The organism is Clostridium drakei (assembly GCF_000633595.2).
Classification (GTDB): Bacteria; Bacillota; Clostridia; order Clostridiales; family Clostridiaceae; genus Clostridium_AM; species Clostridium_AM drakei.
The window spans coordinates 37,744-53,277 of record NZ_JIBU02000005.1; the positions used below are offsets into that span (position 1 = coordinate 37,744).

18 protein-coding genes and 1 pseudogene are annotated in these 15,534 nt (G+C 28.7%); 16 read left to right on the top strand and 3 right to left on the bottom strand.

The genetic code is table 11. The features are described 5' to 3' along the window. Positions 1-17 precede the first annotated feature (17 nt). From modA to EG57_RS0203055, 13 genes and pseudogenes are all read left to right on the top strand, one after another. The gene (gene modA / locus EG57_RS0202995) at positions 18-815 is read left to right on the top strand and encodes a molybdate ABC transporter substrate-binding protein (RefSeq protein WP_032075819.1); all 798 of its coding nucleotides are present in this window, start codon (positions 18-20) and stop codon (positions 813-815) included. Between the two features lie 104 nt (positions 816-919). Further along, on the top strand, positions 920-1,720 hold the full coding sequence (locus EG57_RS0203000) for an ABC transporter permease (protein WP_032075820.1): 801 nt from the start codon (positions 920-922) through the stop codon (positions 1,718-1,720). Between the two features lie 28 nt (positions 1,721-1,748). Next, positions 1,749-2,459: an ATP-binding cassette domain-containing protein gene (locus EG57_RS0203005; protein ID WP_032075821.1), complete on the top strand. Its 711-nt coding sequence runs from the start codon at positions 1,749-1,751 to the stop codon at positions 2,457-2,459. A 34-nt stretch (positions 2,460-2,493) separates the two neighbouring features. After that, a complete protein-coding gene (locus EG57_RS0203010; protein ID WP_032075822.1) occupies positions 2,494-3,228 on the top strand; it encodes a Rossmann-like domain-containing protein in 735 nt (244 codons plus the stop codon). A 112-nt stretch (positions 3,229-3,340) separates the two neighbouring features. Next, entirely contained in the window at positions 3,341-3,709 is a 369-nt protein-coding gene (locus EG57_RS0203015; protein ID WP_032075823.1) for a NifB/NifX family molybdenum-iron cluster-binding protein, read from the top strand. A gap of 198 nt (positions 3,710-3,907) precedes the next feature. Continuing rightward, positions 3,908-4,837 (top strand): metal ABC transporter substrate-binding protein, encoded by a 930-nt coding sequence (locus tag EG57_RS0203020; RefSeq protein WP_032075824.1) that lies wholly within the window; start codon positions 3,908-3,910, stop codon positions 4,835-4,837. 213 nt (positions 4,838-5,050) lie between these two features. Next, positions 5,051-5,887, top strand: coding sequence for an Mrp/NBP35 family ATP-binding protein (locus EG57_RS0203025; RefSeq protein ID WP_032075825.1), 837 nt, complete (start codon positions 5,051-5,053; stop codon positions 5,885-5,887). Continuing rightward, positions 5,888-6,253: a NifB/NifX family molybdenum-iron cluster-binding protein gene (locus tag EG57_RS0203030; RefSeq protein WP_032075826.1), complete on the top strand. Its 366-nt coding sequence runs from the start codon at positions 5,888-5,890 to the stop codon at positions 6,251-6,253. Between the two features lie 20 nt (positions 6,254-6,273). After that, positions 6,274-7,104: a P-loop NTPase gene (locus tag EG57_RS0203035; RefSeq protein WP_032075827.1), complete on the top strand. Its 831-nt coding sequence runs from the start codon at positions 6,274-6,276 to the stop codon at positions 7,102-7,104. After that, positions 7,095-7,997 carry an ATP-binding protein gene (locus tag EG57_RS0203040; protein ID WP_029160671.1) on the top strand — a complete coding sequence of 301 codons (903 nt, stop codon included), beginning with the start codon at positions 7,095-7,097 and terminating at the stop codon, positions 7,995-7,997. The genes EG57_RS0203035 and EG57_RS0203040 overlap by 10 nt, the downstream gene beginning before the upstream one ends. Positions 7,998-8,028: 31 nt before the next feature. Beyond that, entirely contained in the window at positions 8,029-8,385 is a 357-nt protein-coding gene (locus tag EG57_RS0203045; protein ID WP_029160672.1) for a NifB/NifX family molybdenum-iron cluster-binding protein, read from the top strand. 16 nt (positions 8,386-8,401) lie between these two features. Beyond that, a pseudogene (locus tag EG57_RS25660) lies at positions 8,402-8,871 on the top strand (Fur family transcriptional regulator); the annotation flags it as partial. Continuing rightward, complete coding sequence (locus tag EG57_RS0203055) at positions 8,844-9,290, top strand: DUF134 domain-containing protein (protein WP_029160674.1); 447 nt, start codon at positions 8,844-8,846, stop codon at positions 9,288-9,290. The pseudogene EG57_RS25660 and the gene EG57_RS0203055, both read left to right, overlap by 28 nt. 67 nt (positions 9,291-9,357) lie before the next feature. On the opposite strand, the gene EG57_RS0203060 is transcribed toward EG57_RS0203055, so the two are convergent. Genes EG57_RS0203060 through EG57_RS0203070 form a run of 3 tightly spaced genes read right to left on the bottom strand, consistent with a single transcriptional unit; the run spans position 9,358 to position 12,248 of the window. Beyond that, on the bottom strand, positions 9,358-9,762 hold the full coding sequence (locus EG57_RS0203060; RefSeq protein ID WP_029160675.1) for an SHOCT domain-containing protein: 405 nt from the start codon (positions 9,760-9,762) through the stop codon (positions 9,358-9,360). Between the two features lie 19 nt (positions 9,763-9,781). After that, entirely contained in the window at positions 9,782-11,563 is a 1,782-nt protein-coding gene (locus tag EG57_RS0203065; protein ID WP_032075828.1) for an ATP-binding protein, read from the bottom strand. After that, on the bottom strand, positions 11,556-12,248 hold the full coding sequence (locus EG57_RS0203070; RefSeq protein ID WP_032075829.1) for a response regulator transcription factor: 693 nt from the start codon (positions 12,246-12,248) through the stop codon (positions 11,556-11,558). Before EG57_RS0203070 ends, EG57_RS0203065 begins: the two co-directional genes overlap by 8 nt. Positions 12,249-12,697: 449 nt before the next feature. On the opposite strand from EG57_RS0203070, the gene EG57_RS0203075 reads away from it, so the two are divergent. The 3 genes from EG57_RS0203075 (at position 12,698) to EG57_RS0203090 (ending at position 15,468) form a co-directional block, all read left to right on the top strand. Continuing rightward, on the top strand, positions 12,698-13,216 hold the full coding sequence (locus EG57_RS0203075) for a hypothetical protein (RefSeq protein ID WP_032075830.1): 519 nt from the start codon (positions 12,698-12,700) through the stop codon (positions 13,214-13,216). Positions 13,217-13,466: 250 nt separating this feature from the next. Then, positions 13,467-14,111, top strand: coding sequence for a 4Fe-4S binding protein (locus EG57_RS0203080; RefSeq protein WP_032075831.1), 645 nt, complete (start codon positions 13,467-13,469; stop codon positions 14,109-14,111). 325 nt (positions 14,112-14,436) lie between these two features. Further along, positions 14,437-15,468, top strand: a complete 1,032-nt coding sequence (locus EG57_RS0203090; protein WP_242859799.1) for a LacI family DNA-binding transcriptional regulator — start codon at positions 14,437-14,439, stop codon at positions 15,466-15,468. Positions 15,469-15,534: the final 66 nt, after the last annotated feature.

A 15,534-nucleotide genomic window follows, 5' to 3' on the forward strand; every position in this document is an offset into this window, starting at 1 on the left:
TAAGGGGGATAAGTATTATGAAAACAAAAAAATTAATAAGTTCAGTTTTAGTTTTTTTGATAACTTCCATTGCATTTATGGGATGTGGTCAAAAGCAGGAGAATACTACTAAAAGCAGCAGTAAGGATAAAAAAGAGTTGCTAATCTATTGTGGTGCAGGATTAAATAAACCTATGGAGGAAATTGGTAAAAGTTTTGAAAAAAAATATGGAGTTAAAATTCAATATACTTATGCTAATGCTTCACAGCTTATAGGCCAAATGGAAGTTTCACATAAAGGTGATATTTGCGTATTGCCATCTGATGAGGATTATAATACAGCTAATAAAAAAAATCTTACTTTAGAAAAAAAGGATTTGGCTTATCATATACCTGTAATTGCAGTACCTAAAGGTAATCCTGCTAGTATAACTAATATAAAAGATCTTTCTAAACCTGGAGTTAAAATTATTTTAGGAGATCCTAAAACATCACCATTAGGCATGCTTGCATATAAGTTATTTGTAAAGGCTGGGATAGAGCAGCAGACTAAGAATAATACTGTTTCTACAGTTACTACAGTAAATGAAATAGTAACATTCCTTTCTGCAAAAAAAGCAGATGCATCTATTGTATGGGAGGATAATGCTCTAAATGCGGCTAAAAATATAGATATAGTACAAATTCCTGAAAAAGAAAATTTAATTAAGGTAATACCTATAGCGGCTTTAAAAAGTTCTAAAGAAACTGAGTTATGTAAAAAGTTTATAGACTTTACTGCTTCGGATGAAGGAAAAGCTATATTTGTCAAATACAATTTAAAGCCTTTAAAGTAATATGAAGTGAAATTTTAATCATTATAGAGTAAGAGCCCATATTTATTATGTAAATACAATTTTATAATTGAAGATAATTTAAATAGTAATTTGAAAGGCAGCTTATGATGTTTAATAAAAACTATAAAGATATTTGTTTTAAGATAATTATAGGTCTATTTATAACGATTTTTATAACCTTTATAGCGCTTACTATAGGTATAGTTTTAGGCAAGTGCTTTTTTATACTTAAAGAAATTGTTGAGGATACAGAAATTCAATTTGCAATTAAGTTAACTTTGTATACGGCAACTGTGTCTACAATAATTTGTTTGATATTTTCTGTGCCAATAGCTTATGGACTAGCTAGATTTAAATTTTGGGGTAAACGATTTATTAGTTCCATAATACAAATACCAAACTCTATTCCACCTATTGCATCAGGAATTGCATTGTTATTGTTATTTAGCACAAAACCAATGGAGAATATTTTAAATAATCTAGGTATGGACCCTGTTTTTTCTGTTAAAGGGATTATATTGGCACATTTTTTCATCAATACTCCATATATGATAAGAATTTTTAGAATAACCTTTGAAGATATTAATCCTAAACTTGAATTTGTAGCTAGAACATTGGGATACAGTAGTTGGGGAGCATTTTTTAAGGTAACACTTCCTTTAGCAAGAAATGGCTTGGTTTCAGGAATTATAATAACTTGGACAAATGCATTAGGTGAGTTTGGTACTGCACTTATGCTAGCAGGTGCCATTCGAATGAAAACGGAAACTTTACCAGCAGCAATATTTTTAAATCTATCAAGTGGAAATTTAGATAAGGCTTTAGCTGCAGCTGCTATATTAATAATTATATCTGTAGTTTGTTTATTTATATTTGAGTGCTTAGGAAAAGATAAAAGATTTTAAATAATTTAATGAAAAAGGAGTTAAAAGTATGCTTAAGTTGGAGCATATTAATAAAAAGCTTGGAGATTTTAGACTTAAAGATATAAATTTTGAGGTAGATCAAGGAGAATATTTTGTAATACTAGGGCCTACGGGAACAGGAAAAACAATAATATTGGAAACTATAGCTGGTATATATGCTCCAGATAGTGGTGATATATATATTAACAACATAAGCATAAGTAACCTTCCACCAGAAAAAAGAAACATAGGATTTGTATATCAAGATTATTTGCTGTTTCCTCACCTTTCTGTTAGAAAAAATATAGTTTTTGGGTTGAAAGCTAGGAATGTAAATAAAGCTGATATGGATAAAGCTTTACAGGAAATAAGTACAATGCTTGGTATAGATCACTTATTGAATAGAAATCCTTTGACATTAAGTGGAGGAGAACAACAGAGAGTTGCTTTTGCAAGGGCTGTTGTGACTTCACCAAAGATATTATTACTGGATGAAGTAAGCAGTGCTTTAGATCCACGTACTAAAGAAATTTTTCAACATAACTTAAAAAAAATTCATGAAAAGCTAAAGACTACAACTATTCATATAACTCATGATTTTAATGAGGCAGTATATTTAGCTGATAGGATAGCTATTATGAAAGATGGTGAAATTTGTGAAATAGGAACTCCTGAGGAAATATTTAAAAATCCTAAATCAGAGTTTGTAGCAAATTTTACAGGGTGTAAAACTTTGTAAAGCTGAGTTAATTATATTTGTGGGAGGTATTTAAATGAACAAAAATGAATTTTATAATGATTTATTTGGTAAGTTTAAAAAGCTTGTAGAAGATAATGGATTGTTAAATGAAGAAGTAAAAATAACAGGAAGAGCTTTAACTACAGAAGAAGCTATAGGAAATACTGAAAGAAAAGATTTTCCCATTATAAAAGGAAAAGAAAAATTGCTGCAAGCAGATTTTAAAGGTATTAAAGGCCAAGCATTTACAGATATGCCGAATAATTTCCTGGGAAATTTAAAACAAATAATTGAAATGCCACTTAACACAAACTTTGATACAGCTGTATACATTGCCACTTTAAATGCTGTATGCAGATATTTAGGAATGACAGATAATACAGTACACTGTAAAGATGGAGAACCAGAAAGCTGTGCTTTGGAGTTAGTAGAATATATAAAAAATAAATATGGCAGTCCTAAAATTGCATTAATAGGATTTCAACCAGCTATGTTAGAAAATTTGGGTAAAAATTATAAGGTAAGGATTGTGGATTTAGATGACAATAATATAGGAAAAGTTAAATATGGAGTAATGGTTGAGGATGGAAGTAAATCAATTGATGATTTGTTGAATTGGTGTGATATTGTGGTTGCTACAGGCAGCACTGTAGCTAATAAGACAATAACTAATGTTTTATTAGATAAGCCAACTATATTTTTTGGAACTACTCTTGCAGGTACAGCAGCTTTAATGAAGCTTGAAAGATTTTGTCCTTGCTCGAAATAATAAAAATGTTTAATTAGTAAAATTCTATCTACCTAGAGGTATTCATCACAGGCAAGCTCTATCTGGGTCTAAGAATTATTTGATATCTATATAAATAAAGCGAGGTGAAAATATGAATATTTCAGTGGCAGCAAATGGAAAAAATTTAAGTAGCAAGGTGTCTGGAAAATTTGAAAAATGTTTGTATTTATTGATTGTTGATATGAATGATTTAAATATTACAGTTATAAAAAATGATGAATTGTTTGAAGATTCATACCCTAAAAGTCTTGCTGATGATATATTGAAGTATGATTGTGAGGCATTGATTACAGGTGATATAGAAAAAACAGCATTTGATATTTTAGCAGATGCAGGAGTGACAAGATTCTTTGGTGCTGGCTATTCAGTTGAAAAAGCTCTTGAAGAAATGGAAAAAAGATCATTGAAGTTAATTAGAAATTATGATGGAACAAATAGTTGTGGAAGCAATCATTATTAATTATAAGTAGTGATTCTAGTTAATATAAAAAAGCATAATGCGACACAAGTGAATGTAAGCAAAGTAATTTTCACTTGTGTCGTAATTTATTTATTAATGTAAATTTTAGTGTGGAATCTATTGACAATTGTGGCATATATGTATATTATATATTTAAATGCAAATGATTTGCAACAACTTTGTTTAAGGAGTGAAAAAATGTATAAAAAAATAATCTCAATTTTAATTTTAATGTGTACTGTTATAACTTTTTCAGCATGCGGTAATTTTAGTAAAGTTGGCAGTAATAAGACTAATGATAAAAATGAGTCTCAGGGCAAAATACAAGTTGTAGTTTCTTTTAATGCTATGAGAGAATTTGTTGAAGCAGTAGGTAAGGATAAGGTAGAAGTTAAAACGATGATTCCAAATGGAACTGAACCACATGATTTTGAGCCTAAGGCGAGGAATCTTGAAGATTTAAATAAAGCTAAAGTATTTGTCTATAATGGATTTGGAATGGAGTCTTGGGTAGATAAATCTCTTGAAGTACTGGATAACAAACAACTAGTTACAGTTGAGGCATCAAAGGGCTTTGATCCAATAAAAAATACTGATGAAGGTGAGATTAAAGAACATGGACAAAATGACCCACATGTATGGTTAAGCTTAAAAGGAGCAGAATTTCAAGCAAAAAACATAAAAGAAGCTTTAGTAAAGGTTGATCCATCTAATAAAGATTATTATGAAAAAAACTATAAAGATTTTTCAACTCAACTTGATAGCTTATATAATGATTATAAGAAAAAGTTTGATACAGCAGCTAATAAAAATTTTGTTACAGGTCATGCGGCATTTGCCTATCTTTGCAGAGATTTTGGATTGAAACAAAATAGTGTAGAAGATGTATTTGCAGAAGGTGAGCCAACAACTAAAAAAATGGAAGAACTAATTAGTTATTCCAAGAAAAATAAAATAAAAACTATATTTGTAGAGGATATGGTAAGTCCTAAAGTTTCAGAAACTCTTGCTAAAGAAGTTGGAGCTAAAGTACAAAAAATTTATACTTTAGAAAACCAGGAAGATAATAAAGATTATATTCAAAGTATGAAGGGAAATTTAGAACTAATATATAATAGTCTAAAATAATGAGTACTTTTATATAGAAGTATTGAAAATATGATTAAAATAATATAAAGCCATGATTATTTATTGAAAAAATGCCTTTAGAAAAATTACATGATATGTAAAGTTTCTAAAGGCATTTAAATTTTTTATTATTGGCATTTGACAATAATAAAAAGCTGGTGTAATATATAATTAGCAAATGCCAATAATAAAAATAGACAAGGAGTGGAAATTATGTCAAATTGTAATTCATGTCCATCAGGCGATTCATGCAGTAAGGATAAAGAGAAATGTATGATAGAAAATAATCCAATGAATAGTATTAAAAATGTTATAGGGGTTATGAGCGGTAAAGGTGGAGTTGGAAAGTCTACTATATCAGTAATGATTGCTAAACAATTAAGAAAATCAGGATATAAAGTAGGAATTTTGGATGCTGATATAACAGGACCAAGTGTACCAAGATTACTTGGCTTAAAAGGTAAAAATGCAGAAGTTAGAGAGGAAATTATATATCCAGTAGAAACAGAAGATAAGATAAAGGTTATGTCATTAAATTTATTAATTGAAGATGAAAATGAGCCAGTAATATGGAGAGGCCCAATAATTTCTGGAGCAGTTAAGCAATTTTGGACTGATGTACTTTGGGGAGCACTAGATTATTTAATAATAGATATGCCTCCAGGAACAGGAGATGTAGCATTAACTGTTATGCAGTCTATTCCTATTAATGGACTTGTAATGGTATCTGTACCACAGGATTTAGTTTCAATGATTGTTTCCAAAGCTATAAATATGGCAAAAAAAATGGATATTAAAGTTTTAGGTGTTGTAGAAAACATGAGCTATATAGTCTGTCCAGATTGTAATAAGAAGATAAAGTTATTTACTGGAGATGGCATAGATAAATTTTTAGAAGAAGCCGATTTAGAGCTTCTTGGTGAATTACCAATGGTTAGTGAAATTTGTAACTTATCAAGCTGTGGATGTGAAAATTCAAGTGAAAGCTTAGATGAGTTGTTTAGTCCAATAGTAAGAAATATTTTGAAAAAATTAGAGGAGGAAAAATAGATGAAAATTGCAGTTTCTGCCACAGGAAAGGATATTGAAAGTTTACTTGATATGAGATTTGGAAGGTGTGACTTTTTTCAAATTCATGACAGTGAAAATGGAGATTTTAAAGTTGTTGATAATAAGGGTCAAAGTGCAAACGGAGCAGCAGGAATAGCAGCATCTCAGCAGTTAATTGATGAAAAGGTAGATGTAATAATTACAGGAAGTTTGGGACCTAATGCTTTTACAATTATTGAAAAATCAGGAATTAAAGCATATAAGTGTGGAAACATTACTGTAAAAGCTGCTTTACAAAAATTAAATAATAATGAATTAGATGAAATAAAGCTTGCAGGTCCAGCACATAATGGAATGGGTCAATAATCCGTAAGGGGGAGTAGAATTTGAATATTGCAGTATTAAGTGGAAAAGGAGGAACAGGTAAAACTACAATTTCAACTAATCTTGCATTGATTTTAAAAGCTAATTATATTGATTGTGATGTAGAAGAGCCAAATGGATTTATATTTCTAAAACCTTCAGATATTGTAAGTAAAGAAATACAAATTGATTACCCTCTTATTGATTATAGCAAATGTATACATTGTGGGGAGTGCTCTAATGCTTGTGAATTTAATGCTTTAGCTAGAGTTAATGAATGTATTATACTTTTTGAAAAATTATGTCACAGCTGTGGAGTTTGTAAAATTGTATGTAAACATGAAGCTATAGAGTATAAAAAGAGAAGTATTGGAATAATTGAAGAAGGAAATTCAGGTAGTATTAAGAGCAAAAGAGGATTGTTGAACGTAGGTGAACCTATGGCAGTTCCAATTATTAAAGAACTTTTAAAGGATTTAAATGAAGGAATTAATATATTCGATTGTTCACCTGGAACCTCTTGTAATGTAGTTAATACAATTCAGAATGTAGATTTAGCTGTACTTGTAACAGAACCTTCAGAATTTGGATTACATGATTTAAAAATGGCAGTAGAACTTATTAGAAAATTTAATATACCTATGGGTATAGTGATAAATAAAAACTCAGGCAGTAAAAATATAATAACTCAGTATTGTGAAAAAGAAAATATTCCTATATTAGGTTATTTACCTTATAGAAGAGATATTGCACAGTGTTATTCAACAGGCAGAATGCTAATAGAAAATGAAGAGTATAGAAGCTTTTTTGAGGATATTGCTAGAAGGATAAAGGAGGCATCAGCATGGAATTAGTAGTATTAAGTGGAAAAGGTGGGACAGGGAAAACTACAGTTGCTGTTGCTTTGTCAGAGCTTGCTAAGGATGTTATAAGAGTGGATTGTGATGTAGATGCTCCTAATTTCTATTTGTTTTATGATGGAGAGGATTTACATCAGGAAGATTTTTTTGGAGATAAAAAGGCTGTAATAGATAAAAATCTTTGTACTCACTGTGCCATATGTGAAAGTTATTGTAAATTTGGTGCTATAAAAAATTTAGAGATAAATGTTTATAAATGTGAAGGCTGTGGAGCTTGCACTATTGTTTGTCCTGAAAAGGCTGTTAAACTATTAGAAGAGAAAAGTGCAGATGTATTTATAACAAAAACGTCAAGAGGAATACTGTCCAGGGCAAAAATGGAAATTGGAAGTGAAGGTTCAGGAAAACTTATTAGCATATTAAGAAAAAATGGTAGAGAATTTAATAAAAAAGAAGACAGTAGCAATTCATTAATAAATAGCTTTAAAGGTATGTTCAATAAGAAATCCAACTTGATTATAACAGATGGTTCTCCTGGTATAGGATGTTCAGTAATTTCATCAATAACAGGTTGTGATTTTGCATTAATAGTTACAGAGCCTACAAAGTCAGGTATGGAGGATTTTATAAGAGTAATGTCTCTTTGTCAACATTTTGAAATTCCTGCATTAGTATGTATCAATAAATATGATATTAATGAAGAAATAGCAAAAGAAATTGAAATTTTTTGTAATGAAAAAGGTTTTAAATTAGTAGGAAAAATACCTTATGATGATATGGTTATGAAATCCATTAATGAACTAAAGCCTATAATTTATTATGAAAATAGTGAGGCAAAAATTGCAATAGAACATATGTGGAATAATATAAAAGCCATTATTTATTAAAAACATAAATGAATTTTAGGAGGAATATAAAATGAAAATAGCAATTGCAAGTGAAGGAAAATTAGTAAGTGGACATTTTGGTCATTGTGAAGGTTTTACTACTTATGAAGTTGAGGAAGGAAAAGCTTTAAATAAGAAGTTTGTTCAAAATCCAGGACATAGACCAGGATTTTTACCAGTATTTTTAAAGGATTTAGGAACAAATGTTATTATTGCAGGTGGCATGGGAGAAACAGCTCAAGAATTGTTTAAGGAAAATGGAATAGAAGTAGTTGTTGGAGCAATGGGTGATTGTGATAATTTACTACATCAGTATGTAAATGGAGAATTAAAATCTACAGGAAGTGTTTGCACAGAACATCAGCATGAAGGCCACTGCGAAGATTAATATTAAGGAGAATTAAATGGAGAAAGATTTAATTTATTTAAAAAAAATAATTGAAGATAATGGTTATATGTTCACTAGACAAAAGGAATATATATTAAAAACTTTAATTAAATCTAATATTCATTTAAGTGCTGAAGAAATATGTAAAGATGTTAAAAAGTATTCTATTGGCATTGCCACAGTTTATAGAAGTTTAAAGGTATTTAGTAAATTAAATATAATAAAAGAAATAAATATAAATGGTACAAATTATTATGAAATGAAAATGTTTAGTGGAAAACCTCTGCATATACATTTTAAATGTGTTAAATGTAATAGTATAATAGATATAGATAATAAATTTTTAGAGTTGGATTATTTGAAATTAAATAGTAAAATTGAAAAGGAAAATAATTTAATTGTATCTGATGCTGATATAATGCTAATTGGATTATGTAATAAATGCAGGGAGGATAAAAATGCCAAGACCAACTAAATTTAGAAAAGTTGAGTTTTTTCCAAAAGATGATTATTTTGTACCATGGGGAAAACCTAAATGTGAAACTGAAGAAATAGTTTTAAAGGTAGAAGAACTTGAAGCGATGAGGCTTAAGGATATAGAAGAGCTAAATCAAGAAGAATGTGCTGAAAAAATGGAAATATCCCGTCAAACCTTTCAAAACATAATTGATAGTGCTAGAAAAAAGGTTGCAATAGCACTAACAGAAGGAAAAGCTATAAGAATTAGTGGGGGATATTATACTACAAATCACTGCAAATTCAAATGTATGGATTGTGGGGAAACCTATGAAATAAATTATAAGCATGATAAATTAGCTTGTCCTAATTGTGGATCTCAGAGAGTAGTGTGTAGTAAAAAAGCCGCATTTTGTAGACGATGGTGTAATACAGAAAGTTCAACCTAGGATAATTGAAAAGACTATCATATTAAAAGCGAGAGCTTAGTAAAATAACTCTCGTTTTTTATACAATTTATTTTGATTTAAATTCATTATAGGAAAGTTCACCCTTTGCAAGTTGTTCGCATATAAGAGAATCATTTTTATTACTTTCAATTTCATTTTTAATATTTAAAAATTCTTTTGTACTTATTAAACATTCAGCATATCTTTCTAGGAGTATAGGAGTATGAGAATTTGAATATTTAGTATGCTCAATGATGGATTTTCTTTCAGTATATTCGTCAACAGAAATAGTGCCAGAAGCATATTTTTCTTTAAGTATGCCAATGAGTTTTATTATAAATGGACTTGCAGGAGATCGATTTTTCAGTAGAAAAAATATTAAAATTAAAATAGTTAATAACAAAAATATTAAGATATAGGAACCATAAAAACCTATTCCCATGTGATGACCATATCCATGTCTATGTCCCATAATTTTACTCCTTCCACTTTTAAATTTTGGAAAATGAAATAGTTATAATTGTTCCTTTGCCTAATTCACTTTCTATTTCAAAATGTCCATTTAAAATTCTTACTAATCTTTTTGCTATTGAAAGTCCAAGTCCAGTTCCTTCAACATTTGAAGTTCGCGCCCTGTCAGCTTTGAAGAACTTTTCGCCTAAATATTCAATTTCATTTTTAGGTATACCAATTCCACTGTCCTCAATAATTATATAAATATTCTTATTGTCTGAATAAGTAGATATTTTTAATATACCTTCATTTGAAGAAAATTTAATAGCATTATCCAAAAATATTATAAGCAACTGTTTTAACTTATCATAATCACTAGATATAATAGGCAGATTATTTTCAAGTGACAGTTGTAAATTTATAAATTTATTTTTTATCAATGGTCTAAGACTTCTTAAAATATCATTAATAAGCATATTAATATTTAGTTCGTTAAAAACAATTTCCAATTTTCCAGATTCTAATTTGCTTAGATTAAGTAAGTCTTTAACCATTCTTTCAAGGCGATTAGTTTCTTTTAAAAGTGTAATACAAGTATCTTTTATATATTCTGTTTTTGTCATTCCATCTATGACTGATTCTAAATTACCTTTTATAATTGTTAAAGGAGTTCTAAATTCGTGGGAAACATTTGAAACAAAGTCTTTACGCATTTGTTCAAGTTTTTCTTTTTCGCTAACATCTTGAATAAGAATTACACCACCTATAGTCTCATTTAAATTGTTTTTTACAGGTGACATGGAGAAATTTAATGTTTTGTGTAGATATTTTTTTAATATAGATTTTTTTGTATCTTCATATATAGTAGCTTCAAATTCTTCAATTATATTTAATTCTGATAACACTGTATTAATTTTTAAGCCTGATTCATAATCCTTAAGAGATAATAGAGAAAGAGCAGACTGATTAATATTAATGATATTAAGTTTTGAATCCATTGCTAAAATGCCTTCATTCATACTTGTTATAATATTACTTAACTTTGTTTTTTCTTCGAAAAGTTTATTTATAGTGTACTGAAGCTTTAAAGATAATAAATCAAAGGAATTTGACAATTCTCCAATTTCATCTTTTTGATATACATTTGTAAGTATTCCATAATGACCTTTTGCTAGTTCAAGTGCAGATGAATTTATTTTTTTTATAGGTGTTGTAATATTTTTGGAAAAATAATATCCCATAAGGCCAGCAATAAATATTTCACCTAAAAGAGTTAAAATTAAATATATAAAAAAATTGTTCATAGAATTAGATAGATCAGTAATGGAAGAATTAATAACTACTGCACCAATTACATTATTGCTGTTATTTTTTATAGGAACTGACACAGTCATCATGTATTCTTTGTAATAAGGATTATATATTTCATCATATTCTTTTGAATTATCTAATGTTTTTTTGAAAATAGAATTATATGTTTTCAATACACTTGTATCAGTAATATAAGTAAGGCTAAGGCTCTTATTATTTGATGCAGATATAATATTTTTATTAGAATCAACTATCCAAATCTTGGCATTATCAATAGAATCTAGTAAGTTTATAATATCAGTAAACTCTTTTCCTTTAATATCTTCAGTTATATAAGGCTTAAGTGTTTTTGAAATTTCCAAAGCATGTCTTGTCATATTGCTTCTTTTTACATTAAAGATGTTGTTTTTAAATATGTTTAACGAAATAATACCTATTAAAAGAGTTGAAATAATAACAATTAGTAAAAAACCAAAAGTGAGTTTAAAAGTAATATTTTTTCTAAACATCTTTCACCTCAAATTTATATCCCATACCCCAAATAGTTTTAATATCCCAGTTATATTGTCCATTAAGTGCAAGCTTTGCTCTTATCCTTTTTATATGAGTATCTACTGTTCGAGGATCGCCAAAATAATCTACTCCCCATATGTTATCAAGTAAACTATCTCTTGAAACTATCTTGTTAGATGAACTTGAAAGCATCCATAAAACTTCTATTTCTTTTTTAGTAAGGTTAATATTTGAACCATTTAATTTAATTGAATAATTTTCAATATCTAATTCAAGAGGAGGGTATTGAATTGTAGTTAATTTAATATTTTCAGGTGGTGTAATTCTTCTAAGTACAGCGTTTATTCTTGCCACTACCTCACCAGGACTAAATGGTTTTACAATATAGTCATCAGCACCAGAATTTAACCCTAAAATTTTATCTGCGTCCTCACTCTTTGCTGTTATCATTATTATTGGAGTATTGGATTTAAATCTTATTGATTTGCACACTTCCATTCCATCTATTATTGGCATCATAATATCCAATAAAACAATTTGAGGATTACATATATCAAATTTATCCAATGCTTCTTTTCCATTGAGAGCAGAAACTAAAGTAAAGCCTTCTTTTTCTACATAAGGTTTTAAAATTTTAATGATTTCTATATTATCATCGGCAATCAAAATATTTTTATCCATTTTTCATCACCTCGTATTCTTTATTTTATCCGATCGCTACCATTGCTAATACCCTCATCTTTTTCAAGTGGGGGATAAGCACTGCTACGCGCCTGGATAAGTTCTTCTAAGACTCAGATGGGTAAAATGTCTAAATGACATTTTACGAGCCCTGCTCCGGCAATAAAATGTCTAAATGGCATTTTATGAGCTTGCTCAGGTAAGAGGTATTCCTCACAAGCAAACTCCACCTGAGTCTAAGAATCACTTGATTAGATTATAACATCAGTATAGGATAGATTTGTGAAATAATTGTGGACTGAATTTGTTATAATTGTGATTTAATTGTAAACATGTTAATGTGAATTTTAATAAATATAACACAATTATGACACTTTTTTGTTCATGATATATTTTATTATTATATTATACCAGACAGGTACAAAATTAAATGTATTGGAGGAATAAAAATGAAAAAGAAAAATTTAATCATAGCGTTAACTATGGCACTTGCAGTAGGTATTGGAGCAACAGCATATGCAAGTGCAGCATCGACTGGTGTTACTAATGGAAACAATACTAATCATCAAGGAGTTGGAATTGGAAGAGTTACAGGTATAAGTGGACATGATTATGTACAATCAATTTTAAAAGATAAACTTGGGATTACAGACAAGGAAATAACAGATGCCCTTAATTCAGGAAAGACAATGTATGATTTGGCCAAGGATAAAGGTATGACAGAAGAGCAATTTAAAGCAGCATTGTTAGAGGAAAGAAATAAGGCTATAGACAAGGCAGTTGCTGATGGAAAGATAACTAAAGAGGAAGGAGCTTCCATGAAAGAAAAATTGAAAAGTAATATGGAAAGCTGTACTGGCATTCCTGGTCAAGGAATTAGACACGAGGGAAAAGGAATGGGACATGAAGGAAAGGGACATATGGGTCATGGAAATAGAGGAACTGCAAACTGCTATACTAATAATTAGTATATAATAGTTTAAATAAAATGGGTTGTTGTATTAAGAATAAATATTACAATAATATTGCCATAATTTTAAATTTGTAAAGCAATATATTGTATATGAATTTCTTAGTGCTACAGCTCTTTTTAGTGTTTAAAGATAGAGTATATGTATGAATTTTATATTTATATATTGCAATATTACGATATTATGATATAATACTGTTATATGATTTAAATATTAAATAACTGATTTTGAAAGGGGTTTATTTTATATGTTTTTAAAATTGTGGAAAAAATATTCGTTTATATTGTTAATAGCTTTTGTATTAATTGGATTGATTGATTTAAGATTTGCAATAGTAGCTGCTATTTGTATGATAGCACCTATAATTGTATCTATATTTAGAGGAAGATTTTGGTGTGGCAATTTATGTCCAAGGGGAAACTTTTATGACAATATAGTTTCTAAATTTAGTAACAAAAGAAAAGTGCCAAAGTTTTTAAAATCCAATTATTTTAGAATTATACTTATGATATTTATGTTAACAATGTTTACACTTGGAATTAAGAAAAATTGGGGAAATCTTTATGGTATTGGTATGGTATTTTATAGAATAATTGTTGTTACTACTATAATAGGAATATTTTTATCTTTGTTTTATAATCATAGAACCTGGTGTCACTTTTGTCCTATGGGAACTATAGCGTCTTTTATATCAAGAGTGAGAAAAAATAAAAAAGTATTACAAGTATCTTCTAGCTGTGTATCGTGTAAATTATGTGAGAAAAAGTGTTCACTTGGAATAATTCCTTATGAATATAAAGGAGATTTATTAAGTCATCCTGATTGCATACAGTGTGGAAAATGTGTTACAGCATGTCCTAAAAAATCAATAGGATATGATAAAGTGGGTTAATAACGCTAGAAAGTATACAAAAGAGTTGATGATAAACATAAAAGAAAAATACGGAACAGAACTTTGCAGGGATTTAAAGAAAAGTGGCATCAGTTGTGTTGAAATTATAGATTATACTTATGAAACTTTAAATAAAATATTATAGTTATTAAGACGAGGAGTAAATAGAAATTGGGGTAGGATAGGTTATTATTAAGTGACTCGTACACTCAGGTGGAGGTTGCTTATAGAAAATACATATCTTACCCTAATTTTTAATTAACTATTGAAAGTACTAATTTTAAATGATACTATAATGTTAGTAAACCGGTTTCTAAAAGAAGAGGTGATATACATAAAACCTGAGAAAAAAATTGTAATTGACGATGTGGCTAAAAAGGTAGGAGTGTCTAAATCAACAGTATCCAGATATTTAAATGGAAAATTTGAATATATGTCACAAAAGACTAGAAAAAATATCGAAAAGGTAATTGATGAATTAAATTATAAACCAAATAGTATAGCTAGAAGTTTAAAACTTAAGAAGAGTATGCTTATACAAGTTATAATTGCAGATTTGACCAATCCGTTTTCATCTTTGTTAATAAAAGGTGTGGATGATGAATGTGGAAAATATGGATATAATGTTATAATAGCTAATACAAATAATGATAAGGATAAGGAAAGAGAATATCTTCTTTCACTTACATCCAAGAATATAGACGGATTGATAATAAATGGGACTGGATATAACGGAAAATTACTAAAAGATATATTAGATCAAGGTATTCCAGTTGTGACTATGGACAGAATTATAGATGATAATATATTTGATTCTGTTACAAGTAATAACTACGATATGACATTTAAAACTACAAATTATTTAATTGATTCTGGATTTGAAAATGTAGCATTATTTACCCAACATGTAGATAAGATAAGTGTAAGGATTGAGAGAGAAAAAGCGTTTTTGGATGCTTGTAATAACAAATTAAATGGTTCCAATTTTAATGTTTATACTATAGATAGACATGATACAGGAAGCGTGGAACTTGATTTGTTCGATTTCTTAAATAATTATAAGGGAAGTAAGGCAATATTTGCTATTAATGGAGTAGTGCTTTTAAATGTATTGCAGCTTATAAATAAATTTAATTTAAAAATACCTGAGGATGTAGGAATTTGTGGATATGATAACTGGGGATGGGCATCTTTGATATCACCAGGAATCACTACTATATCACAGCCATCTTATGACATTGGAATGACGTCAGCAAAGATACTTTTAGATAGAGTAAAGCATGGTAAAGGCGAGCAAAATACATGTATTTATTTAAATTCTAAGCTTGAAATAAGAGAATCTACTGTACCTAAGTAAACTTTTATATAGCAAATGTAAACCGGTTTCTATAAAATACATTGAAGTGTATAAATTAATAAAAAT